This is a genomic window from Brevundimonas sp. (assembly GCF_019636155.1).
Lineage (GTDB): Bacteria > Pseudomonadota > Alphaproteobacteria > Caulobacterales > Caulobacteraceae > Brevundimonas.
In genome coordinates, this window is the sequence record NZ_JAHBYB010000001.1 from 150660 (window position 1) to 172851 (window position 22192).

Consider the following 22192-nt stretch of genomic DNA (forward strand, 5'->3'; position numbering starts at 1 on the left):
ATCAGGGCTGCTTCTCCACCGTCAGGGCGTAGTCGCCGGTCGAGTTGGGGGCGTAGCTGCGGGCGCGGATGACATAGAGGCCGTCCTCCGGCGCGGTCCAGTCCAGACGCGCATGGGTGTCCGACAGGCCGTCGTCGTCGCTTTCCAGGCTGTCGAAGGCGCCGTCCTCGTCCGTCCGGCCCACCTCGACCACACTGTCGAAGGCGTTGGAGACCAGGGTCAGGCGCAGTTTCTCGCCCGCCTTGGCCTGGATCTCGTAGGCGTCATAGGCCGCGCCCTCGTCGGTCACCCCGTCCTCGTCCGACAGGGTTCCGCGCACCGTGGCGCCGACCACCAGGCTGCCCGGCCTGGGTTCCGGCCCCCGGTCGGTCATCTCGACCGAATAGAGGCCCAGCTTCTCGGCCGCCCAGGGCATGACCCGGACCTCGTAGTCGCCGTCCTCCGGCAGGGTGTAGTTCAGTCGCGCGTCCAGCCCCTCGCCCAGGCCGTCGTCGTCGGTGGCCAGGGCCGACCAGTCGTCGCCGGGGCGGCCGATGGAGACCAGGCTGTCGAAATCGCCCGACCGCACGATGATCCGCACCCTCTGCCGGGCCTGGCCCGAGAAGACATAGGCCTTGTAGGGGCGGCCGTCGGCGCCGGCGGGATTGTCGGTGGTGATCTCGCCCTGCACCGTCGCGCCAAAGGCCAGGGGCGTCGGCGCCGGCGGCGGCAGGGTCTCTTCCAGCTTCAGTCCATAGGCGCCCAGGCCGTCGCTGAAGGCCCGCGCCTCGATCAGATAGACCCCGCCCTCTTCCAGCACGGTGTTGATGCGGGCGTTGGTTCCGCCGCCGCTGTCGTCGTCCTGGGCGACCGAGACGGGCCCGCCCGCCGTGTCGCGGAACAGTTCCAGATAGGCGTCGAAATCGCTGGAGGTCGCCGTGATGGTGATCCTCTGGCCCGGCTGTCCCTCGAACCGATACAGGTCCACCCGGCGGCCCTGGGCGTTGACACCGTCGGTGCGGGCCAGCCGTCCCTCGATCCTCTGACCCAGGGCGATCGGCGTCGCGGCCGGCGCCGGCGGGGCCTGCTCCAGCTTCAGCCGATAGTCCCCTTCCGCGCCCGCCGCATAGCTGCTGGCGCGGATGACATAGTCCCCCGCTCCCGGCGCGGTGAACAGCAGCCGGGCGTTCAGCCCGCCGTCAGGCGCATCGTCGTTATAGGCCAGCTCGGAAAAGACCCCGCCCTCCATCCGGCCGATCCGCACCAGGGGGTCGAAATCGTCCGCCTCCAGCCCCAGCGACACCCGGTCGCCGGCCGCCAGGCGCAGGACGTAGGCGTCGAAGCGGGGCCCCGCGTCCGTCTCGGGATCATCGGCGTCCAACCGCCCTTCGATCTCGTCGCCGATCCGCACCGTGCGCGGCGTCGGGGCCGGCGGGGCGGGGGCCAGCTCGGCCAGGCTCAGGGAATAGGCGCCCTCGCCCTGCCCGCTCCAGGCCCGGACCCGCACCCGATAGTCTCCGTCCTGGGGCGCGGTGAAGCGCAGGCGCGAATCGGTCCCCTGGCCCAGGCCGTCATCGTCTTCGGCCAGGGCCTCCGCTCCGGTCTCGTCCGCCGCGTGGATCGACAGATAGGCGTCGAAATCCTCGGACCTCAGCACCACCTCCAGCCTCTGCCCCTGCCGGGCCGAGACGACATAGTCCTGGTGCGGGCCGTCGTCGGCGTCGTCGGCCCCGGCAGCCAGCTTGCCCTGAACGGTGTCGCCGAACCGCAGCGGCTCCTGGGCCTGGGCCGAGACGGCCATCAGAAGGGCGGCCGCGCTGACGGCGGTCGAAAGGAAAATACGGCGCATGACGATCCTCGTGACGGTCCGATGATGATAGACGCCGAACCGGCCCCTCTGTAAATCGCGCCATCCGTTCGATTTCTGACGAAGGCGATCCCGATGAGCGATGGCGCGACCCTGATCGACGGCAAGGCCTTCGCCGCGCGGCTGGTTCAGCGCGTCGCGGCGGCGGCGGCGCGTCTGAGCGCGGACCACGGCGTCCAGCCGGGCCTGGCCGTGGTCATCGTCGGCGAGGATCCGGCCAGCCAGGTCTATGTCCGCTCCAAGGGCGAACGGACGGTCGAGGCCGGGATGTATTCCGAAACCCATCGCCTGCCCGCCACGGCGACCCAGGCCGAACTCCTGGCCCTGATCGACCGGCTGAACGCCGACCCGGCCCTGCACGGAATCCTGGTCCAGCTGCCCCTGCCGGCCCAGATCGACGCCGACGCCGTGCTGGCCGCCATCGACCCGGACAAGGACGTCGACGGCTTCCACGTCGTCAACGCCGGCCGCCTGGCCGTCGGCCTGCCGGGCCTGGTCCCCTGCACCCCCCTGGGCTGCCTGATGCTGCTGAAGGACCAGTTGGGCGACCTGTCGGGCCTGAACGCCGTGGTGGTGGGCCGTTCCAACATCGTCGGCAAGCCGATGGCCCAGTTGCTGCTGGGCGAAAGCTGCACCGTCACCATCGCCCATTCGCGCACCCGCGACCTGCCGGCCCTGTGCCGCACCGCCGACATCCTGGTCGCCGCCGTGGGCCGGCCCGAGATGATCCGCGGCGACTGGATCAGGCCGGGCGCCACGGTGATCGACGTCGGCATCAACCGCGTCCCCTCCCGCGATCCGGAAAAGGCCGCCCAGGGCAAGACCCGGCTGGTCGGCGACGTGGCCTTTGACGAGGCCGCGGCCGTCGCCGGGCGCATCACCCCCGTGCCGGGCGGCGTGGGCCCCATGACCATCGCCTGCCTTCTGGCCAACACCTATGCCGCCGCCTGCCGCGCGGCCGGGGTGGAGCCGGAGAAACTGGACGCTTGAAGCCGTCCCGACATGGGCGGATAGTTTGAGTCTCGGCCGCGCTCGGAACGGCCGCCGGAGGACGCCATGAGCCTGAACCCGCGTTTCGCCGCCGTCGCGGCCGCCGTCATCCTGGCCCCCGCCGCGGCCGGATGCGGCATCAACGCCATCCCCACCAAGCAGGAGCGGGCCGAGGCCGCCTGGGCCGACGTCCAGTCGCAGTATCAGCGCCGCGCCGACCTGGTGCCCAACCTGGTCGCCACGGTCCAGGGCGCCGCCCTGCAGGAGCGCACCACCCTGACCCAGGTGGTCGAGGCCCGCGCCCGCGCCACCGGCGTCACCGTCACCCCCGAGACCCTGAACGACCCGGCGGCCTTCCAGCGCTACCAGGCGGCCCAGGGCGAACTCAGCCAGGCGCTGAAAAGCCTGCTGATGGTCGTCGAAGCCTATCCCAACCTGCGGTCCAGCGAGAATTTCCTGGCCCTCCAGTCCCAGCTGGAAGGCACCGAGAACCGCATCAACATCGCCCGGCGCGACTACAACGAGGCGGTGCGTGACTATAACACCTCCCTGCGCACCTTCCCGACGGTGATCTGGGCCAAGACCATCCATGGCGGGTCCAAAGCCATGCCCCTGTTCACCGCCACGGCCGAGGCCCAGACCGCGCCCAGCGTGAATTTCGACGGCCTGCAACCCGCGCCCTCCCCCGCCGCCGCGCCCGGCGCCGCCCCCGCGCCGGCCCAGTGAGGTCAGGCGCCGTGTCCGCCACGCGCGCGGGGACGCGCGGCCTGATCCCCTTGATCGGCCTGGCCCTGGCCTGGGCGCTTCTGGCCCTGGCCGGTCCCGCCTGGTCGGCCGAGCCGCGCTTTCCCGAACTGTCCGGCCGGGTCATCGACCAGGCCCGGCTGCTGGACGACCCCACCGAGGCGGCCCTGACCCGCAAGCTGGAGGCGCTGGAGGCCGCCACCGGCGATCAATTGGTCGTCGTCACAGTGCCCAGCCTCCAGGGCTATGAGATCGAGGACTACGGCTATCGCCTGGGCCGCCACTGGGGCATCGGCGAGCGGCAGAAGGACAACGGCGTCCTGCTGATCATCGCCCCCAACGAACGCAAGGTTCGGATCGAGGTGGGCTATGGGCTGGAGCCCGTCCTGACCGACGCCCTGTCCGCCCGGATCATCCAGACCACCCTGCTGCCCGCCTTCCGCACCAGCGCCTTCCAGCGCGGCATAACCGAAGGAGTGGACGCCATCGACCGTCAGCTGAGGCTGGATCCCGCCGAGGCCCAGGCCGTGGCCGTCGAGGCCGAACGCCAGCGGCCCGGCCCGGCCATCGGGCCGATGATCATCGTATTCCTGGTCTTCTTCTTCCTCTTCCTGGCCCTGATCGGATCGGCGGCGCGGGGCCGGCGGCGGCGCGGCGGGGTTTCGCCCATCCTGATCTGGGCCGCGTCCGAGGCGCTGAGGAACAGTTCCGGCCGGGGCCGCGGCGGCGGCTTCGGCGGCGGTAGCTTCGGCGGCGGCTTCAGCGGCGGAGGCGGCAGTTTCGGCGGCGGCGGCGCCTCGGGAGGATGGTGATGCGCTTCACGCCCCAGGATCACGCCCGCATCGCGGCGGCCATCGCCGCGGCCGAGGCCCGGACCTCCGGCGAGATCTTCTGCGTCCTGGCGCGGCGGGTCTCGGCCTATCGCGACGTGCGGCTGGGCTGGGCGGCCCTGGCGGCCCTGCTGGCGCCCATGGCCCTGATCCCCCTGGGCTTCGACCCGGCCTGGTTCCCCGGCGTAGCCGACAGCTGGGAGGCGGCGCATCTGGCGGCGCGGGACATCATCATCGGCCGGGCCCTGGCGGCCTACGCCCTGGTCCAGGCGGCAACCTTCATCAGCGTCTTCCTGATCGTCTCCCTCCCCGTCGTGCGCCGTTGGGTCACCCCGCGCGCGGTGCGGCGGGCGCGGGCGCGCCAGGCGGCGGTCCGCCAGTTCATGGCCCACGGCCTGCACCAGACCGACCGGCGCACCGGGGTGCTGATCTTCGCCTGCCTGGACGACCGCCAGGTCGAGGTGGTGGCCGACGAGGCGGTGCATGGCCTGGCCGGGCCCGACACCTGGGCCGATGCGGTCCAGGCCCTGACCGGCGCCATGCGGGCCGGCCGGCCGGTCGAGGGCTTCGAGGCGGCGGTGGGCCTGTGCGGCGACGCCCTGGCGGCCCACTTCCCTCCGGCCCCGGACGACCGCAACGAACTGCCCGACCGGCTGGTGCTGATCTGATCGCCCAGACGGCTGGCGTTTCGGTGAAAAAGGGCCTAGCCCCGAGACGCTGATGGCCCGCCTGATCACCTATAATGTGCATCGCTGCGTCGGCGTCGATCGCCGGCTGGACGTCGGGCGCATCGCCGACGTCCTGGCCGAGCATGAGCCGGACATCGTCTGCCTTCAGGAACTGGACGTCGGCCGCGCCCGCACCGCCCACGTCGACCAGGCCTGCAGCATCGCCGAACGCCTGGCCATGAGTTTCCGCTTCCACCCGGCCATGGCGGTGGAGACCGAGCTTTACGGCGACGCCATCCTGACCCGCTGGCCCGAACGGCTGATGCGGGCCGCCGCCCTGCCCACCATCTCGGGCGTGCCGGGGCTGGAGCCGCGCGGCGCCCTGTGGTCGCGCATCGAGATCGATGGGACGCCGCTGAACGTCATCAACACCCACCTGGGCCTGATGCCGCGCGAACAGCGTCTTCAGACGGCGGCCCTGGTCGGCCAGGACTGGCTGGGCGCCTGCCAGGGGGCGACCATACTGACCGGCGACTTCAACGCCACCTCCCTGACCCGGCCCTATCAGACCCTGGCCCGGCGCCTGTCGGACGCCCAGCGGATGCTGGGCCTCAGGCCGTCGGTGAAGACCTTCCCCTCGACCTTCCCGGCCATCCGCATCGACCACGTCTTCGTCAGCCCCCAGGTGCGGCCCCTGAAGATCAGCGCCCCGGCCTCGCCCCTGGCGCGGGCGGCGTCGGATCACCTGCCGCTGGTGTTCGACTTCGCGCTTCAACCCGCCTGACGGCCTTGCCGCGGCGCTGCCAGGGCCGCCAGGAATCGTGCACCGACATCGGGTCGCCCAGTCGCCAGTCGGCGATCCGGCTCTGCGCCCACGACGGCGGATCGGCCCCCAGCACCTGAAGCCGGCCGGTGTCGAAGGCGGTTATGGCCGCCCCGGTCGAGCCCATGACCGCCTCGGCCGCCGCGAACTCCGGCCCCGTGACGCCCAGGAAATGGCCCAGAGACCGGTGACGGTGGTCCCGGATCGCCTCGCGCCCCCCCGCGTCCTCCGGCTCGATCGAGACGTCGCATTCGGTGTCGAAGCCGAACGAGCGGTTGTTCAGATTGGTCGATCCGATCCGCAGCAGCCGGTCGTCGATGATCGAGACCTTGGCGTGGACGATGATCCGCCCGCCCTCGGTCGTTCGCGGCGCCAGGGCCAGAAAGCGATTGTGCCGGTCGGCCTGTTCCAGCCGATACAGGACCTGGGCCCGGGCCTTGTCCATGGTCAGCTGGTCGAACCAGCTGGGGCTGCGCCCGGTGGTGATCAGCACCACCTCCGGCCCGTCCGGCTCGGCCAGGCGGGCGGCCAGGGCCTCGGCCACGACGGCCGAGGTGAAATACTGGTTCTCCAGATAGATCAGCCGCCGCGCGGCGCGGATCGCCGCCAGGTGCAGGGCCTCGTTCTCACGCACCTCGGGCGTCGCCCCGTCCGGCTCGGTGCGCGACAGGCCCAGGCGCACGTCGCGGATCACCGGCTCGACCCCGTCGGGCCAGGGATCGCCCTCGACATCGACCGGCTCGGTCCTTTCCCACACCGCCCGGCGCCAGCGTTCGCGCGCCAGGTCGCCCAGGGCCCGCGCCGCCGCCCCGTCGAACACGCACATGGTCTCGTGCCGGGGCGGGCAGATCACGCCCGAGGGCTGGCAGCGCCTGGGGTCGCCGTCCAGGTGCCGCTCGCTGTCCCAGCGGTCGGTGGCGATGTCCCCACCGCCGCAGAAGGCGACCTTGTCGTCGATGATCACCGCCTTCTGGTGATGGCAGGCGCCCATGGGGCCGGGGCTGTCCAGCCGGAACTCCACCGTCCGCTTGCGGAACCAGCGCTGGGCCCGGTGCGGATAGAAGCCCTGCGACGCCGCGATCAGCAGCGGCGATTTCCAGATCAGCAGGCGGACGTCCAGCTCGGGGTTCCGCTTGACCAGCAGGCGCAGCTGGTGGCCGATCTCGGCCGTGCGGTCGTCCGCCGGCGCGTTCAGGGTCAGATGGGTGCGCGGATCGAACTGCCAGCCCAGGATGACGATCGACCGCCGCGCCTTGTTCAGCGCCGATGACAGGGCCTCGAAATAGGCGTCGTTCTCCATCAGCACGGCGTAACGGTCGGCCCGCTCCACCCGCCAGAGGCCGTCGCCGGGCTGCAGCAGGCTGCCGTCATAGCTGTGCGTGCGCGAAGGCATGTCTCAGCGTGACCGATTCGCATGACGAAGGCGCGTCGCGCGCGCGGGGATGTGGCATCCGTTCCACGCGGCGCCGCTTTCGGTCAACGCCAGCGACCGTTGTGCGGTTTCGCCATTGTTCCGCCCCACTGTGCGCGCGCATAAGGCGGCGTCTAAATCGGGGGGCGATCCATTGCAGATACTGATCGACCTGTTGGCGGGCCTGATGGCCATGCTGGCCGCCCTGACCCTGTCCCAGTTCGGCGTGAACCTGGACCCGCGCGGCGCCGCCGCTCCCGAGCATGAGGTTCACCGCCTGGCCAACTGCGACGACGGCGACGCCGCGACGCCCGCCCTGACCGTGACGATCACCCCCGACGCGCGCGACTGCTGACGCACGGGCGCCCGACGCTTTGATCTTCCGGCTCTAGCGGCTAGGGTCCGCGCACCCTCGAAATCAGGCTGGGCCTGACGGGGGATCAGACCCGAGATCGACGCCTGATGAAATCCCGTAGCCGGCCGCCTGTGAAATCCTCCGACGCCGAAGCCGAGGCTCCGGCGCCGATCGACCCGACTCCCCAGCCCCTGCCCGAGGCGCCGGCGGAGGAGGCCGAGCCCGCGCCCGAAGCGCCGCCCCGTCCCATGTCCGAGCGTCGTCGCCGCCGCCTCGCCGAGGAACAGCGCAAGGCCGAGGAGGCCGCCCGCCAGGCCGAACTGGAAGCCCAGGCCGAAGCCGAAGCCCAGGCCGAGGCCGAGCGCGCCGCCCAGGCCGCCGTCGTCATCGACATGGGCCAGCCGCCGGCCCCCGCCTCGGAACCCACCCTGCCCGCCGCGCCCGCGCCGGCCGCCCTGGCCTCCGCCGCCCCGGCCCGTCCGCCCGCCCGCCACGCCTATCTGATCGGCGGGATCGCCGCCGCCCTGTGGATCGCCGGCATCGCCGCCTGGGCCGCCTACGAATACGGCCTGGGAACCTCGGTGCTGGAGCCGATGCGCCTGGCCATCTACGGCCTTTTGGCCCTGGCCCCGGCGGGCCTGGCCATCCTTCTGGCCCACGCCGTGCGGCAAGGCGCCGGACTGGCGCAGGAGACGCGCCGCGCCCGCGACCTGTCGACCGCCCTGGTCGCCCCCACCGCCCTGGCGGCCCAGCAGACGGGCGAGGTGCTGAACACCCTGCGCGCCGACATCGACCACGCCGCCCTGGCCGCCGACCGCGCCCGCCACGATCTGACCCTGCTGCGCGAGGCCCTGATCGCCGAGACCCAGCGCCTGAACGAGGCCGCCGAGACCGCGGGCCGCACCGCCCGCCGCCTGACCGACCAGCTGGGCGCCGAGCGCGGCAAGCTCCAGACCCTGGGCGGCCAGCTGGAAGGCCAGGCCGGCAGCGTTCTGGAGGCCATCGACCGCCAGTCGCGCATGGTGGTGGACGCCTCCGACCTGGCCCAGACCCAGCTGCGCGAGGCCGAGGCCGCCCTGGCCGCACGCGCCGCCGACCTGGCCGCCGCCGCCGGAGAGGCCCAGGACGCCGCCCGCCTGGCCGCCGACGACCTGTCGCGCCAGACTCTCAGGCTCGAGAACGCCGGCGCCGGCGTCTCCGAACAGATCCAGTCGGTCGAGGAGGGCCTCAGCCAGCAGCGCGCCGCCCTGGTCACCGCCGCCTACGCCCTGCGCACCGACCAGGAGGATTTCTCGGCCCAGGTCGAGAGCCAGCGCGCCCAGCTGACCGAACACCTCTCGGCCGCCCGCACGGCCGCCGCCGAACTGAACCAGACCAGTTCGACCGCCAACGAGACCATCAAGGACCTGATCGAGGCCGCCGGCGACCAGTTCCGCGCCCTGGTCGAGATGTCCCAGCGCGAGGCCGACGGCTTCGACGCCGCCACCAAGGTGGCCCTGGACCGGTTCGAGGCCCTGGCCGCCGACGCCCGCGACACCCTGATGGAGGAGACGCGCCGCTCCCTGGTCGCGCTTCAGGCCACCGCCGAAGAGGGCCGCCAGGTCGCCGACCGCACCGTCGAGGACGCCCGCCTGCGCGCCGACCGCCTGGGCGAAAGCCTGTTCGAGGCGGCCCAGAAGGCCGATCAGGCGGCCGAGGCCCGCATCGCCGAGGCCCGCCGCATCGTCTCCGAGACCGCCGGGCTGGTGGGCGAGGCCGGCGACCAGGCCCTGGAACGGGTCGAATCGACCCTGGAACGCGTGACCCTGGCCCTGGCGCGGATCGAAAGCGCCGTGGCCGAGATCGACAGCCGGGCCGAAACCCTGCCCGACCAGGCCCGCGAACGGGTCGAGGCGGTGCGCCGCGCGGTCGAGGACGGTCTGGCCGCCCTCACCGAGGCCTCGCGCAAGGCGGCCCAGGACACCGAGGCCCTGGACGCCGGCTTCCAGGAGCGGGTCCGCCGCAACTACGACATGCTGACCGAGGCGGTGCGGCTGATGGGCGTGGTCTCGGGCGACGCCCCGACCGGCCGCCGCCGTCCCGCCGCCGAGCCTCAGGCCCCCGAGGCCCCGCGCGACGACGCCCGCGCCTTCGGCCTGCGCGGTCGGCTGAAGCTGGCCCCCGCCGACGGCGCCCGCCCGCCCGCCGAGGAACAGCTGGGCTGGAACGACCTGGTCGAGGGCCGCGAACCCGACGCCGAGGGCCCGCCCCTGGACCTGACCGCCCCGGTCATGCCCCCGGCCGACGTCGACGCCCTGGCCGACCGCATCGTGGCCAGCATCCGCCGCATGGGGGTCGATCCCAACGCCCTGCTGCCCCGCGCCCGCATCGAGGAGGCCGCCCGCCACTGGTCGGCCGGCGACGCCGCCTCCGCCCGGCTGATCGTCCGCCGCGTGGCCCCCGCCGCGGTCCGCAGCGTCTCGCGCCGCGTCCTGGGCGACGCCGAGGTCCGCGCCGACGCCGAGGCCTATGTCCGGGCCTTCGGGCGCGAGCTTCAGGGCTTCGGGCCGGAATCCAGCGGCGTCCTGGCGCGCCTGTCCACCGACGGCGGCCGGGCCTTCCTGCTGCTGGACGCCGCCATCGGCGACCTGGCCTGATTCCCTCCCGGGGAATCCGGGTTGACGACATCGCCCTGAGCCCCCACGGTCGGGCCGACTGTCACGTCGCTGTCACAAACCTGGGCAGGCCCATGCCAGACTCCGACGCCGCGCATGATCGCCGCCCCGTCATCGTCGTCTGCGGCTATGACCCCGACGACGCCGTCTGGGACCCGGTCGAGGACCTGTCCGGCGCCCTCTGGAGCCCGTCGGGCGCCCGCGCCGTCCATGTCGAAGGCGACGCCCCGGACCGTCTGTTCGAGGCCCTGAGCCTTCATATGGGCGACCGCCGCTGCCGGGCCCTGCTGCTGGTCGGGCGCGGCCCGTCCGAGGGCGGCTTCAGCCTGCAGATGCGGGCCGAGAACCTTTCCCTGGACGGCGAGGGGCGGCTGGACCCCGCCCTGCCCGGCCTGGCGCGAGCCACCCTGCCGGTGTCCGAGATGGTGCGCGCACTGGCCGCCGCCGGCCTGCCCGCCCGCGCCACTTCCGAGGCGGGGCGCGACGCCGGCTCCTATCTGCTGTTCCGCATCCTCGCCGGCCTGCCCGACGTCACCGAGACCCCCGCCGTGGGCCTGCTGCGGGTTCCCGACGACGCCGACGAGGCCCAGGCCCGCCAGGCGGTCAAGGCGGCGGTCTCCGCCGTGGCGGCCCAACTGCCCCCCCTGCCCCGCGCCGCCGTGGCCTAGGCTCACGCACCTCTCCCTCTCCCTTTGTTCGAGGGAGAACGGACCGTCTTGAATCCCGGCCTTTACGAAAGCCCGCCCCCGGGCCTCAGCGGTGCTTGCATCCCGGCCAGCAGCAGGGCCGCCGCTTTCCGTCGCGCAGGTTCTCGCCGCCCCACACGATCCGCTTGTGCCGCGTCTCGGCCTTCTTCGCCGACTCGACCCAGCAGATCCACTCGTTCCGGGCCAGGGGGGTGATGTCCAGCCATGTCGCCCGGGCCGCCTCGTCGCCTTCCAGCGCCGCCCGCAGGTCGTCCGGCAACTCATGCACGACGCCGCCGGGCAGGGCCGTCGTCGTTCCGCTCACGACGCCCGCGCCCCATAGCGCATCCGGCTCAGCGCCTCGGTCAGCTTGCGGATCGGGGCGTCGAAATCCTTGCCGGCCTTCCACTTCTCGAAGCTCATGACGTTCTCGATCCGCCGGGCGACAAAGCCGTCCGCCGGCTCGCGCCCGTCGAACAGCCGCATCGTCATGGCCGGCAGCAGGATCCCCGACAGGATCGCCCGCTTGGAATAGTGGTTCCAGTCCGTGGCCCTGTCCCCGGCCCAGCGCCACAGCCGGTCCGCCGTCGCCCAGGTCAGGCCCGCCGCCAGATCGGCGTTGGTCGGCAGGGCCAGGAACCCCGCCGCCCGCTTCTCGGCCGCCTCGTGCGCCATCCCGGCCTCCAGCCGGGCCGACACCGCCCGGGCGATCCGCTCGCGAATCTTCAGCGTCGCCGGATCGACGGCCGCCAGGGTCGCCATGGCCTCATCGTCCCGCCGCCGCCACAGCAGGGCCGCCAGATCCCGCGCCCCGTTGGGCAGCAGCAGCTCCTGGTCCCCCAGCGACAGTCCGTTGGCCTCGCACGCCGCCCGCACCATCCGCGCGTTCCAGCCCAGATCCGCCGCCCGCTCCAGGGCGGCGTCCAGCACCGCCTGTTCCATGCGGTCGGCCCAGTCGCGGGAATCACCGCTGTTCGACAGGTGTGGCGCCTCGGTCATGGCAGCATCATAAGCCCGTATTGCGGGTGTTTCGACCCTTCAGATATGGCCGCGACGATCTGGACATGGGGGGCGGGCTCGTGTATCAGCCCGCCTTCATCCGCGGACCCGCTCCGTCGGAGATGAGATTTATTTGTCTGCCCGTCTCCCTCACAGGACGCGGCGGGCGGCCAAAGGAGAGTTGAACCTGGTTCAGATTTTCGTCCGCGACAACAACGTCGATCAGGCGCTGAAGGCCCTGAAGAAGAAGATGCAGCGCGAAGGCAGCTTCCGTGAAATGAAGCGCCACGTGCACTATGAAAAGCCGTCGGAGAAGCGCGCCCGCCAGAAGGCCGAGGCCGTCCGCCGCGCCCGCAAGCTGGCCCGCAAGCGCGCCCAGCGCGAAGGCCTGCTGCCCGCGCCCAAGCCCCGCGCCCGCTGATCCCAGCGCCAGGCTGAAAAGACCAGGGCCCGCCGGAGCGATCCGGCGGGCCTTTTTCATGCCCCGCCTCCCAGATCCTCCCCCACCGGGGGAGGGAGGCCGCGAAGCGGTGAAGGGGCTAGACTCCGGGCGCCGGCGCTCCCCCCCCACACACCTCCCCTCTCCCACAGGGAGAGGGCTTGAGGCCCGCAGAGCGCAGCGATGCGCCAGCCGAAAGGGTGAGGGGTTACGCGCTCACCCGGCGGGCGCCGTAACCCCTCACCCTTTCACGCAAGTCCAATCGCCCTGGCGGGCTCTTGGGCGTTCAAACCCTCTCCCATCGGGAGAGGGGTCAGGACCGCCAACTGCGCGCGCCAGGGAACCCATCTCCCTGACCCCGCACATCAATCCCCACCCCTAACCCCATCTCACACGCCTGGGTTCGCCCCGCCCCTATACTCCCCTGGTCCCGTCGCATGGGGAGGCCGCGAGGCCAGCGACTTCGCGGCGGCGGGAGCGGAGGAAGCGGGGCTGTGCGTGTCACTCACACGCATGGGCCTGCGGTCGTCGGATCGGACAGTCATTGGCGACGGGTCCGGCGACCGAGGGAGGGTCGAGGGGGTTACTCTGGCCGTTCCGGGACCGGGTCGTTGGCCCGGCCCGCCCGCCGCGGGCCTCCGGGAGTAGCCGAAAAGATCGGCGCCCGCCCCGAGCTCGTGGAAACCCTCCGTGCGGAGCGTCAGACCTCTCGCCGAACACGGCACTCATACATCCACGCCGGGCGAAGGCCCGACGCTCCGCCGCCTTCCCGAGCTTCGCAAGCATCCGCTGGCGAAGACGCCGCCGTATGCGCGATGTCTCCCTCCCCGTTCGGGGAGGGTGTCTGAGCCCGCAGGGCGAAGACGGGTGGGGGCGCTTCGGCGCGACACCCTCAGCGCGCGTATCGCCCAGCCCTCCCCACCCGGCGCTTCGCGCCACCCTCCCCGAACGGGGAGGGAGAGGCTGCACACCAACTCGCGCCCAAACCCCCAAACCCTTCTCCTCCCCATTCCATGGGGAGGGGGACCGCCGAAGGCGGTGGAGGGGCTCTTCACCCCCCACCCCGCCCAGAAGAGATCACAGATGCCGCCCCACCCTCTGTTCCAGCAGCGCCACCAGTTCCGGCTGCATGAAGCCGTAGTCGTCGGGAATATCCAGACACACCACCCGCTTGCCGCGCAGGCGGTCGCGGAAGCGGCGGTTCAGCTTGGCGGGATGCGACCGTTCCATCACGAAGATGACGTCGCCCAGTCGATGTGGTCGGCGTCCACCACCGCCTCCGCATCCGGCGCCCGTCATCCTCGGGCTTGACCCGGGGACCCGCCGACGCCGTCTCCACGCCCGGCCGCCCAACGAACACCCGCTCGGCCGTCGGCGAGCACAGGCGGTTACGGGCGCAGACGAAGAGGAGATTGGTCACTCGGGGATTTGATCTTCCGGATCGAACCTCAGATTGGACCTTTCCAGACCGACCAAGTCCAGTGCCTCATCAACCTCGGCGCGCGTTGCGTGCTGGCTGAAAAACGTCGCTCGTTCAAACGATGACGCGCTGATCCCAAATGTCTCCTGGTGCCTGCCATCCTTGCGGAACTCGATCCGGATCGGATGGATAGGCGCACCGGCCCAAGGCATTATCCAACGGTTCGGCCTGGCGTTCACGAAAGCAACGATACGTTCGATGCGAGCGCCATCGGTAATCGAGTTGCAAAGATAGCCGGTCCCCAAGGTTGGGGCCGTACAGCCGACATTGGCCACCACATGAATTTCGTCCACCCCATCAACGACGGAAGGTAGAGATTTCGGCGGCTCTGTCTGAACGCACCCAGAAATCGCTAGACCTAGAATGCCTACGAGGAAGGCGGCCGACACGCGCATCTAACTTCCCTCACAGCGGAATATTATCGTGCTTCTTCCACGGATTGCTCTGCGTCTTCCCCTTCAGGGTCCTTAGCGCCTTGATCAGCCGCCGCCGCGTCCCATGCGGCATGATCACGTCGTCGATATAGCCCAGTTTCGCCGCCACAAAGGGGTTGGCGAAGCGGTCCTTGTATTCGGCTTCGCGGGCCGCCAGGGCCTCGGGGTCGCCGGCCTCTTTCCTGAAGATGATCTCGACCGCGCCCTTGGCGCCCATGACGGCGATCTCGGCGCTGGGCCAGGCGTAGTTGACGTCGCCGCGCAGGTGTTTGCTGCTCATCACATCATAGGCGCCGCCATAGGCCTTGCGCGTGATGACGGTCAGTTTGGGCACGGTCGCCTCGGCATAGGCGAACAGCAGCTTGGCCCCGTGCTTGATCAGTCCGCCGTACTCCTGACGCGTGCCGGGCATGAAGCCGGGCACGTCGACGAAGGTCACGATGGGGATGTGGAAAGCGTCGCAGAAGCGCACGAACCGGGCGGCCTTGCGGCTGCTGTCGATGTCCAGCACCCCGGCCAGCACCTGGGGCTGGTTGGCGACGACGCCCACCGGCGCGCCGTCCAGGCGGCCGAAGCCGCAGACGATGTTCTTGGCGTAGTCGGCGCCGATCTCGAAGAAGTCGGCCTCGTCCACCGTCTTCAGGATCAGTTCCTTGATGTCATAGGGCTGGTTCGGATTGGCGGGGACCAGGGTGTCCAGGCTGGCCTCGTCCCGGTCCGGGTCGTCATAGGAGTCGCGCACCGGCGGCTTCTCGCGGTTCGACAGGGGCAGGAAGCCGATCAGGCGCCGCACCTCGGCCAGGGCCTCCAGATCGTTCTCGAAGGCGCCGTCGGCGACCCCCGACTTGCCCGCATGGACGCGGGCGCCGCCCAGGTCTTCGTGGCTGACGACCTCGTTGGTCACCGTCTTCACCACGTCCGGGCCGGTGACATACATGTAGGAGGTGTCCTTCACCATGAAGATGAAGTCGGTGATGGCCGGCGAATAGACATCGCCGCCCGCGCACGGCCCCATGATGACGCTGATCTGGGGGATGACGCCGCTGGCCAGGGTGTTCTGCAGGAAGATGTCGGCATAGCCGGCCAGGCTCTCGACCCCTTCCTGGATCCGCGCCCCGCCGGCGTCGAACAGGCCGATGATCGGCGCGCCATTGGTCAGGGCCATGCCCTGCAGCTTGACGATCTTGGCCGCATGCGCGCCGCTGAGAGACCCACCGAAGACCGTGAAATCCTTGGAGAAGACATAGACCAGACGACCATTGATCGTGCCGCGGCCGGTGACCACGCCGTCGCCGGGGATGCGCTGTTTCTCCATGCCGAATTCGTGGCTGCGATGCTCCACGAACATGTCGGTTTCCTCGAAACTGCCTTCGTCCAGCAGCACCTCGATCCGCTCGCGCGCGGTCAGCTTGCCCTTGGCGTGCTGATTGGCGATCCGGGCCTCGCCCCCGCCCAGTTTCGCGGCGGCGCGGCGGGCTTCCAGCTGATCGAGGATGTCTTGCATGGGCGGGTCTCCTTGCTCGCTGGCATAAGGAGACCCGAAGGCGGGCGCAAGCGAGGGGCGTCGACCGGGCCCGCCGCCCTACAGCCGATCCAGCCTCAGCCAGGTGTGATCGCCCAGCCATGCGCGATCCAGGGCGCGGCGGGCTGCGGCGGCCTCCAGGGCATGACCCTGGGCCGCCTCGCTCTCGGCCAGGCCATACAGGGCCCAGCCATTGTCCGGCGCCTGGATCAGGGCCTGACGGAAGGCCTCGCTGGCCTCATCCGCCCGCCCGGCCTTCAGCAGGGCCGCGCCCAGGGACTGGCTGACCGGATAGGGCCAGTAAGCCGGCTCGGTATAGGGAAGCCCCGCCTCGATCACGACGGCTTGCCGATAATGCCGCACCGCCGCCTCATAGCGGCGCTCGTGAAAGGCCCGGCGGCCCCGCGCGGCCGCCTCGGCCAGGGCGAGCAGTTCCAGGGCCGGAACGCCCTGGGCCGTCAGGTCGTCGAACCGGTCCGAGGTCCGCAGGGCCGCCAGCTGGGCCAGGGTGGCGTCAAAGGCGGCGCCATCCCCCTTGCGGGCCTGGGCCACGGCGCGGGCGTACAGCCGCATCGCCCCCGCGAAGGCCAGGCGCGAATCGGGCTCGGCCATGGCCAGGATGGCCTCGGGCGAAGCGAACTGAGCCATGGCCAGATAGGGCGCCGCGTCGATCATCTGGACCCAGCCGATCTGGGCCGAGGTCTCCGGGTCCAGAAGGCCGCGCAGCCGGGCGGCCTCGTCGATGGCCGTCCGCATGTCGCCGGCCATCTGGGCCGAGGCGACGATGAAATGGACATTGTGCGGATAGTAGCCGAAGCGGACCAGGCCCCGGTCGTCCGAGGCGCGTATCCAGGCCTCGTCGGCGCGGACGGCGGCGACATTGACCCGGATCGAGTCGGCGTATCGCCCCCGCACCATGTAGATATGGGCCGGCATATGGACCAGGTGCCCGGCGCTGGACGCCAGGGTCGCCAGACGGTCCGCCGCGGCCTCGGCCCGCGCCGGGTCGCCGTTCTCCATCAGATGGATATACAGATGCGCCGCCTGGGCATGGCCCGGATCGCGGTCCAGAACCCCCTCGATCAGCCGCACCGCCTCCCCCGCCAGGCCGACCGGCGTGCGGCGGTCGGTCTCCCAGTAATTCCAGGGCGTCGTGTCCATCGCCGCCTCGGCGGCCAGGACGGCGACCTCCGCATGGTCCGGGAACCGGGCGGCGACCTCCAGCATGGCCTCGGCATAGGCCCTGTCCAGGGCCTGTCGGTCCGCGGCGGGATCGGACGAATAGCGCCGGGCCGCCGCCTCGATCAGGGCGCGCTCGACCGGGGTCGCCGCCTCGCGCAGGGCCATGGCCCGATCCAGGGCGTCCAGGGCCGCCTCCCGATCGCGGTCGTCCATCGGCGCATTGATGTTCGGCCCCAGCGCAACCGCCTCGCCCCACCAGCACATGGCGCAGTCCGGATCCAGCCTCTGGGCCTGACGGAACGACCGCACGGCGCCGGCGTGATTGAAGCCGTAGCTGAGCATCAGGCCCTGGTTGAAATATCGACTGGCCTCTTCGCTCTTCGTCGCGATCCGGAAACGGACCTCGGCCAGGTCCGGATAAAGGGCGATGTCCGCGTCGGCCCCGGCCAGGCCCCCGCCGGCCGCCATGGCGGTCAGAAGCCGGCGCTTCAGGACGTTGGCGCCCTCGGGCCTGCCGCACAGGGCGCGGGCCTGACGGACCGGATCAACCAGGTCCAGGGCCTCTGCCGAGAACGTCGCCGGACGCGGCGCCGCCGCCGAACTGGAAAACAGGGCGATCAGCCCGACCGCCGCCGCCCCGCCGAACACGCCCCGCATCGTTCGCTCCCGTCCACTGACATGACGACGTTCTTCATATCAGCCCGGCCGCGCCATGACACCTCCATCCTGACATTCGTCCCGGTCGGCGGCGGCCCCTCAGCCTTCCAGCGCGCGGAACCAGCGGTCGATCAGCACGGCCTCGGCGCGGCGGGCGGCGGTGCGTTCGGCGGCCTCGGCGTCGACGCCCCACCGGCTCTCCTGGAAGGCCTCGTCCAGGCGCGACAGGTCGAAGGCGGCGGCGCCGTCCAGCGCGCCGCGCTGCACCGCCAGGGCCAGGACGGCCGAGCCGAGCAGGGGCGTCAGGGCGGCCAGGCCGGTCAGGGCGAAATCGTCCAGGGCCAGGGCCTGCTCACGCACCCGCGCCAGGGCGACCGGATCCTGAGCCCGATGGATGATCCCGCTGGACGGCTCCAGCCGAACGCCAAGCTCGCGCCCGGCCCAGTCCAGCCAGGGCGTCCAGTCCCGCGCCTGCTGCTCTGCCAGGCCCCGGGGCGTCTCGGCCGGATAGCACAGGGCGTCCGAGCCGGCGTAGGCGGCGATCTCCTCGGCCACGGCCTCCCGCGCCCGGGACACCCGGTCGATGGCGGTGGCGGCCAGGCGCTGGGCCGGCATGGTCGCGGGGTCCAGGAACTCGCCCTGGGCGGCCCATTCGTCGGCCACCATCCGCGCGGCCGCCGGGGTCGGCAGGGCCACGGGCGCCCCGGCCGGCGTCTTCGGCGTGCGGCCGTCCAGCATCACGGCCCAGCTTCCCTCGTCCGGGCGCACCTCGACGGCCTTCCAGAAGCGCTTCAGCCGCTCCTCGGATTCGCGGAAGCCCTTGCGGGCGGCGACATTGGGATCCAGCGGCGGAATATGCATTCAGGCGGCCTCCTGCCCGGCGGCGAAACGGTCCAGCGCGGCCTCCAGGTCCGGCAGGTCCAGCGCCACATGAACGGCCCCGGCGGCGATCTGCTCCTGGGCCGTGTGAAAACCCCAGCCAACGCCCTGGGCCGTCGCCCCGGCCGCCACCGCCATGCGGTGATCGTGGCCGGTGTCGCCGATCATCACCGTGGTCGCCGCGCAGGCGCCGCAGGCCGTCATGGCGGCGATCAGCATGGCGGGGTCCGGCTTGCCCGGCCCGTCCTCGGCGCAATGGGCCGACAGGAACAGATCGGCCCAGCCGGCGCGCGCCATGTTCCGCGCCACCCCGCGTCGGTTCTGGCCCGTCGCCAGGGCCAGCCGCCAGCCGTCGCGCTTCAGCCGCCGCAGCGTATCCTCGACCCCCGCATACAGGGGCTCCTCATGCCCGGCCTCGTAGCGGCGGCGGAAGAAGGCCTGGAACCCGGCCACGAACTCGGCCAGCTCTGGGTCGGTCAGGTCGGGCTGGACCACCCGCATCGCCTCGTGCAGCGACAGGCCGACGGTCTGGCGCACGACATCATAGGACGGCTCGGCCAGACCCAGACCGCGCGCCGCCGACACCGTCGCCTCATGGATCAGGACGCGGCTGTCCACCAGGGTGCCGTCGATATCGAACACGGCCAGCGGCCTCATCGCGGAAACTCCTCCCCCACCGGGGGAGGGGGACCATCCGAAGGATGGTGGAGGGGGCTAGGCCAAGCAGCGGCGTCTGGGGTTGGCCCCCTCCACCGCTTCGCGGTCCCCCTCCCCCGAGGGGGGAGGATTTTGGGCGCCGATCTCATCGCGGCCGCCGCAGGCCGCCGAACGGCTCGACCTCGGCCTCGTCTTCGGAGAAGCCGAAATGGGCGAAGCCGGCCTTCATCTCGGGGCTGAGCGGCGCCTCGACCACCAGCTTGCCGCCGCCGGGATGATCCAGCTCGATCCGCCGCGCATGCAGTTGCAGCTTCAGCAGGCCCGACAGCTGGCCCGAGGCCTCGTCGCCGTATTTCGGATCGCCCAGGATCGGATGGCCGATGGCCTTCATATGGGCCCTCAGCTGGTGCGTCCGTCCCGTGAAGGGGCGCAGCGCCATCCAGGCGGCGCGGTGGGCGGCGCGGCTGACGGTGACATAGCCGGTCTCGGCCGGTTCGGCGCCGTGCTCCTTCGAATCCGCAGGGCGCATCATCTCGAAGTCGTTGATGCCCGACTTCTTCAGCGGCAGGTCGATGATCCCCGCCGGCGGCTTGGGATTGCCGATGACCAGGGCCCAATAGGTCTTCTTCGCCTGACGTCGGGCGAAGGCCCCCGCCAGCCGCTTGGCCGCTTCCGGACCCTTGCCCAGCAGCAGGACGCCCGAGGTGTCGCGGTCCAGCCGGTGGACCAGGCGCGGCCGCTCCAGCCCCTCGCCCCAGGCCGACAGCAGGCGGTCGACATGTTTGGTCGTCTTGGTCCCGCCCTGCACCGCCAGGCCGGCGGGCTTGTTCAGAGCGATGACCAGGTCGTCCTCATACAGCACCAGCGACCGGGCATAGGCGATGTCACGGTCACTGAGGCCCTGCTTGTCCGCGTCGGGGGGTTCGCCCGGCTCCGGCAGGGGCGGCACGCGCACGGCGGCCCCGGCGGTCAAGCGGCCGTCCGGCTTGATGCGGGCGCCGTCGACGCGGATCTGGCCGCTGCGGGCCAGTTTCTGCACCTGGATGTGCGAGACGTGCGGCCAGCGCCGCTTGAACCAACGGTCCAGCCGGATGCCGTCCTCGGCCTCGGCCACATAGAGGGTCTTGACCTCGCGGCTCACGCCCACAGCCTCCGGGCGATCATCAGTCCGACGAACAAGGCCGCGACCGCCAGCACGACCGAGGCGGCCACATACCCGCCCGCCATGGCCCAGTCGCGCCGCTCGATCATCAGGGCCGTCTCCAGCGAGAAGGCCGAAAAGGTGGTGAAGCCCCCCATCACGCCCACCGCCGCGAACAGGCGAACCCCCTCCCCGCCCTGGCCGCGATGCGCCAGCCATCCGGCCAGCAGCCCCATCAGCAGGCCGCCGATCAGATTGGCCCCGAAAGTGCCCCACGGCCAGGTGTGTCCCGGCGCCAGACGGCCCGCGACCAACCCCAGCCCATAACGCGCCATGGACCCCAGTGCGCCCCCCGCGGCGACGATCAGAAACCGTGTCATGCTGCGGGCCTTATACCGCCTGAGCCTGCAAGGCGAGAGTTGGCGCGCCGGCCCTTCTGACCGAAACTTCACTTGCCCGGACGCACGGTTAACGGCGATACCGGAGGGGCGGCTTCGCGCCGTGAGAGAACGTCGTCGGCCCGGCGGCGCGCTCTGGCTTAGTATCGGGCCCGGGATTCTCTGTCAGGACGCCGCCGCCGCCATGTCGCACGACGACCACAGCCATCACGGGCACGACGCCCACGCCGCGCCGGCGTCCGCGCATGACGGAGGCCACGGCGGCATGGGCCACGACCAGCGGCTTCAGCCCGCCAACCCGCCGCCGCCCGGCTCGGCCGACCATGCGGATCGCGAGGCGCCGCAGAGCACGGCCTCGGGCGGGCGGGTCAGCCGCCCGGCCGAGGGCATCCTGCGACCGATCCAGGACAGTGAGGTCTTCTCCACCGACCCGGCGACGGTCGCGGCGGTGTCTTCGCACATCGACGAATATTTCAACCAGCCGCTGGACATCTTCCCCTTCTGGGAAAGCGAGGGGAAACCCGACCGCTTCCACGTCCTGTTCAGCCGCCAGATCGAGGAGCGCTTCCCCGTCGACAAGGACCTGCGCAGCCACATCCACGACTACGGCCGTCGGGTGTTCAAGGCCCTGTGCGTCCATGTCGGGGTCAAGCGGATGTGCCAGGCCCTGGCCCTGATCGCCTTCGCCGTCCTGGCCAGCATGGGGCCGACCTGGTTCACCAGCTGGACCGGATCGCAGCCGATGGGCCTGGGCCTGGCCGCCGGCGCCATGGTGCTGGGTGTCGGCGTCTTCTGGGCGGTGCAGGCCATCCTGTTCGTCCAGTACAGGTTCCGGCTGGAGAACGATTCCTACGAACTGTCGCGTGAGATCGTGCAGCGGACGCGCGAACTCCAGACCCTGTTCACCCAGGCCCGCGCCCTGGCCGACCAGGCCGAGACCCAGTTCCAGATGGACGGCAAGGGATGGGGCCAGCGTTCGCACTTCCTGACCCGCCTGACCATGTGGATGGGCGCGCGGATGGAATATCTGGAAAAGCACGTCCAGATGGAGCTGTGGCGCGTGCGGCGCGAACGCTACTGGATGCGCTGGTTCTCGCGCTTCGTGACGCCCATGGTCTTCCTGGCCTGGCTGGCCCTGTTCGTGCTGGAGCCCATCCAGGGGCAGGAGGCGGCCTTCCGGGGCCTTCAGATTCTGGCGATGGTGCTGGGCCTGCTGGTGACCTGGCTGTCCTACTTCCGCTGGCAGACGCCGGTATCGGCGATCCAGGAGAAGCTGGGCGTCGAAGGCTGGGTCCGTTACGCCTCGCTGGACGTCGACAACGCCGTGGCCGACCAGGTGAAGCGGGACAAGGAACGCCTGGTCGAATACCGCGCCCTGACGCGCGGCGGGCGCTGAC

General features: G+C 71.3%; 22 protein-coding genes. 10 read left to right on the plus strand and 12 right to left on the minus strand.

From position 1 onward, the window contains the following. Position 1: 1 nt before the first annotated feature. Entirely contained in the window at positions 2 to 1828 is a 1827-nt protein-coding gene (locus tag KF910_RS00770; RefSeq protein WP_292258287.1) for a PPC domain-containing protein, read from the minus strand. Between the two features lie 93 nt (positions 1829 to 1921). Between KF910_RS00770 and KF910_RS00775 the strand changes: the two genes are divergently transcribed. From KF910_RS00775 to KF910_RS00795, 5 genes are all read left to right on the plus strand, one after another. After that, positions 1922 to 2836, plus strand: a complete 915-nt coding sequence (locus tag KF910_RS00775; protein WP_292258289.1) for a bifunctional methylenetetrahydrofolate dehydrogenase/methenyltetrahydrofolate cyclohydrolase — start codon at positions 1922 to 1924, stop codon at positions 2834 to 2836. A gap of 66 nt (positions 2837 to 2902) precedes the next feature. Continuing rightward, positions 2903 to 3562 carry a LemA family protein gene (locus tag KF910_RS00780; RefSeq protein ID WP_292258291.1) on the plus strand — a complete coding sequence of 220 codons (660 nt, stop codon included), beginning with the start codon at positions 2903 to 2905 and terminating at the stop codon, positions 3560 to 3562. A gap of 11 nt (positions 3563 to 3573) precedes the next feature. Next, a complete protein-coding gene (locus KF910_RS00785) occupies positions 3574 to 4392 on the plus strand; it encodes a TPM domain-containing protein (RefSeq protein WP_292258292.1) in 819 nt (272 codons plus the stop codon). Next, the gene (locus tag KF910_RS00790; protein ID WP_292258294.1) at positions 4392 to 5078 is read left to right on the plus strand and encodes a TPM domain-containing protein; all 687 of its coding nucleotides are present in this window, start codon (positions 4392 to 4394) and stop codon (positions 5076 to 5078) included. The genes KF910_RS00785 and KF910_RS00790 overlap by 1 nt, the downstream gene beginning before the upstream one ends. Before the next feature lie 52 nt (positions 5079 to 5130). Continuing rightward, positions 5131 to 5862: an endonuclease/exonuclease/phosphatase family protein gene (locus tag KF910_RS00795; protein WP_292258296.1), complete on the plus strand. Its 732-nt coding sequence runs from the start codon at positions 5131 to 5133 to the stop codon at positions 5860 to 5862. Here KF910_RS00795 and KF910_RS00800 read toward each other — a convergent pair. Then, a complete protein-coding gene (locus KF910_RS00800) occupies positions 5780 to 7294 on the minus strand; it encodes a phospholipase D-like domain-containing protein (protein WP_292258298.1) in 1515 nt (504 codons plus the stop codon). The two genes, KF910_RS00795 and KF910_RS00800, sit on opposite strands and share 83 nt — an antisense overlap. A 172-nt stretch (positions 7295 to 7466) precedes the next feature. On the opposite strand from KF910_RS00800, the gene KF910_RS00805 reads away from it, so the two are divergent. The 3 genes from KF910_RS00805 to KF910_RS00815 all read left to right on the plus strand — a co-directional run bounded on the left by KF910_RS00805 (position 7467) and on the right by KF910_RS00815 (position 10989). After that, the gene (locus tag KF910_RS00805; RefSeq protein ID WP_292258300.1) at positions 7467 to 7667 is read left to right on the plus strand and encodes a hypothetical protein; all 201 of its coding nucleotides are present in this window, start codon (positions 7467 to 7469) and stop codon (positions 7665 to 7667) included. Positions 7668 to 7774: 107 nt separating this feature from the next. After that, positions 7775 to 10303, plus strand: a complete 2529-nt coding sequence (locus tag KF910_RS00810; RefSeq protein ID WP_292258301.1) for a tipN — start codon at positions 7775 to 7777, stop codon at positions 10301 to 10303. Positions 10304 to 10395: 92 nt separating this feature from the next. Continuing rightward, the gene (locus KF910_RS00815) at positions 10396 to 10989 is read left to right on the plus strand and encodes a hypothetical protein (protein WP_292258303.1); all 594 of its coding nucleotides are present in this window, start codon (positions 10396 to 10398) and stop codon (positions 10987 to 10989) included. Positions 10990 to 11074: 85 nt separating this feature from the next. On the opposite strand, the gene KF910_RS00820 is transcribed toward KF910_RS00815, so the two are convergent. Further along, positions 11075 to 11332, minus strand: a complete 258-nt coding sequence (locus KF910_RS00820; RefSeq protein ID WP_292258305.1) for a YdeI/OmpD-associated family protein — start codon at positions 11330 to 11332, stop codon at positions 11075 to 11077. After that, positions 11329 to 12006 (minus strand): COQ9 family protein, encoded by a 678-nt coding sequence (locus KF910_RS00825; RefSeq protein WP_292258307.1) that lies wholly within the window; start codon positions 12004 to 12006, stop codon positions 11329 to 11331. Before KF910_RS00825 ends, KF910_RS00820 begins: the two co-directional genes overlap by 4 nt. Positions 12007 to 12193: 187 nt before the next feature. On the opposite strand from KF910_RS00825, the gene rpsU reads away from it, so the two are divergent. Then, the gene (rpsU, locus tag KF910_RS00830) at positions 12194 to 12427 is read left to right on the plus strand and encodes a 30S ribosomal protein S21 (protein ID WP_292258513.1); all 234 of its coding nucleotides are present in this window, start codon (positions 12194 to 12196) and stop codon (positions 12425 to 12427) included. A 1095-nt stretch (positions 12428 to 13522) separates the two neighbouring features. Here the strand turns inward: rpsU and KF910_RS00835 are convergent. From KF910_RS00835 to crcB, 8 genes are all read right to left on the minus strand, one after another. Further along, complete coding sequence (locus KF910_RS00835; protein WP_292258309.1) at positions 13523 to 13744, minus strand: hypothetical protein; 222 nt, start codon at positions 13742 to 13744, stop codon at positions 13523 to 13525. Positions 13745 to 13861: 117 nt separating this feature from the next. Next, on the minus strand, positions 13862 to 14320 hold the full coding sequence (locus tag KF910_RS00840; protein WP_292258310.1) for a hypothetical protein: 459 nt from the start codon (positions 14318 to 14320) through the stop codon (positions 13862 to 13864). 10 nt (positions 14321 to 14330) lie between these two features. Next, positions 14331 to 15863, minus strand: coding sequence for an acyl-CoA carboxylase subunit beta (locus KF910_RS00845; RefSeq protein WP_292258312.1), 1533 nt, complete (start codon positions 15861 to 15863; stop codon positions 14331 to 14333). Between the two features lie 78 nt (positions 15864 to 15941). After that, positions 15942 to 17720 (minus strand): hypothetical protein, encoded by a 1779-nt coding sequence (locus KF910_RS00850; protein WP_292258314.1) that lies wholly within the window; start codon positions 17718 to 17720, stop codon positions 15942 to 15944. Positions 17721 to 17819: 99 nt separating this feature from the next. Beyond that, complete coding sequence (locus tag KF910_RS00855) at positions 17820 to 18581, minus strand: ATP12 family chaperone protein (RefSeq protein WP_292258316.1); 762 nt, start codon at positions 18579 to 18581, stop codon at positions 17820 to 17822. Then, positions 18582 to 19256, minus strand: a complete 675-nt coding sequence (locus tag KF910_RS00860; RefSeq protein WP_292258318.1) for an HAD-IA family hydrolase — start codon at positions 19254 to 19256, stop codon at positions 18582 to 18584. A 145-nt stretch (positions 19257 to 19401) separates the two neighbouring features. Then, entirely contained in the window at positions 19402 to 20397 is a 996-nt protein-coding gene (locus KF910_RS00865; protein WP_292258320.1) for an RluA family pseudouridine synthase, read from the minus strand. Next, positions 20394 to 20777 carry a fluoride efflux transporter CrcB gene (crcB, locus tag KF910_RS00870; protein WP_292258322.1) on the minus strand — a complete coding sequence of 128 codons (384 nt, stop codon included), beginning with the start codon at positions 20775 to 20777 and terminating at the stop codon, positions 20394 to 20396. Before crcB ends, KF910_RS00865 begins: the two co-directional genes overlap by 4 nt. Positions 20778 to 20979: 202 nt before the next feature. On the opposite strand from crcB, the gene KF910_RS00875 reads away from it, so the two are divergent. Further along, positions 20980 to 22191 carry a hypothetical protein gene (locus KF910_RS00875; protein WP_292258324.1) on the plus strand — a complete coding sequence of 404 codons (1212 nt, stop codon included), beginning with the start codon at positions 20980 to 20982 and terminating at the stop codon, positions 22189 to 22191. Position 22192: the final 1 nt, after the last annotated feature.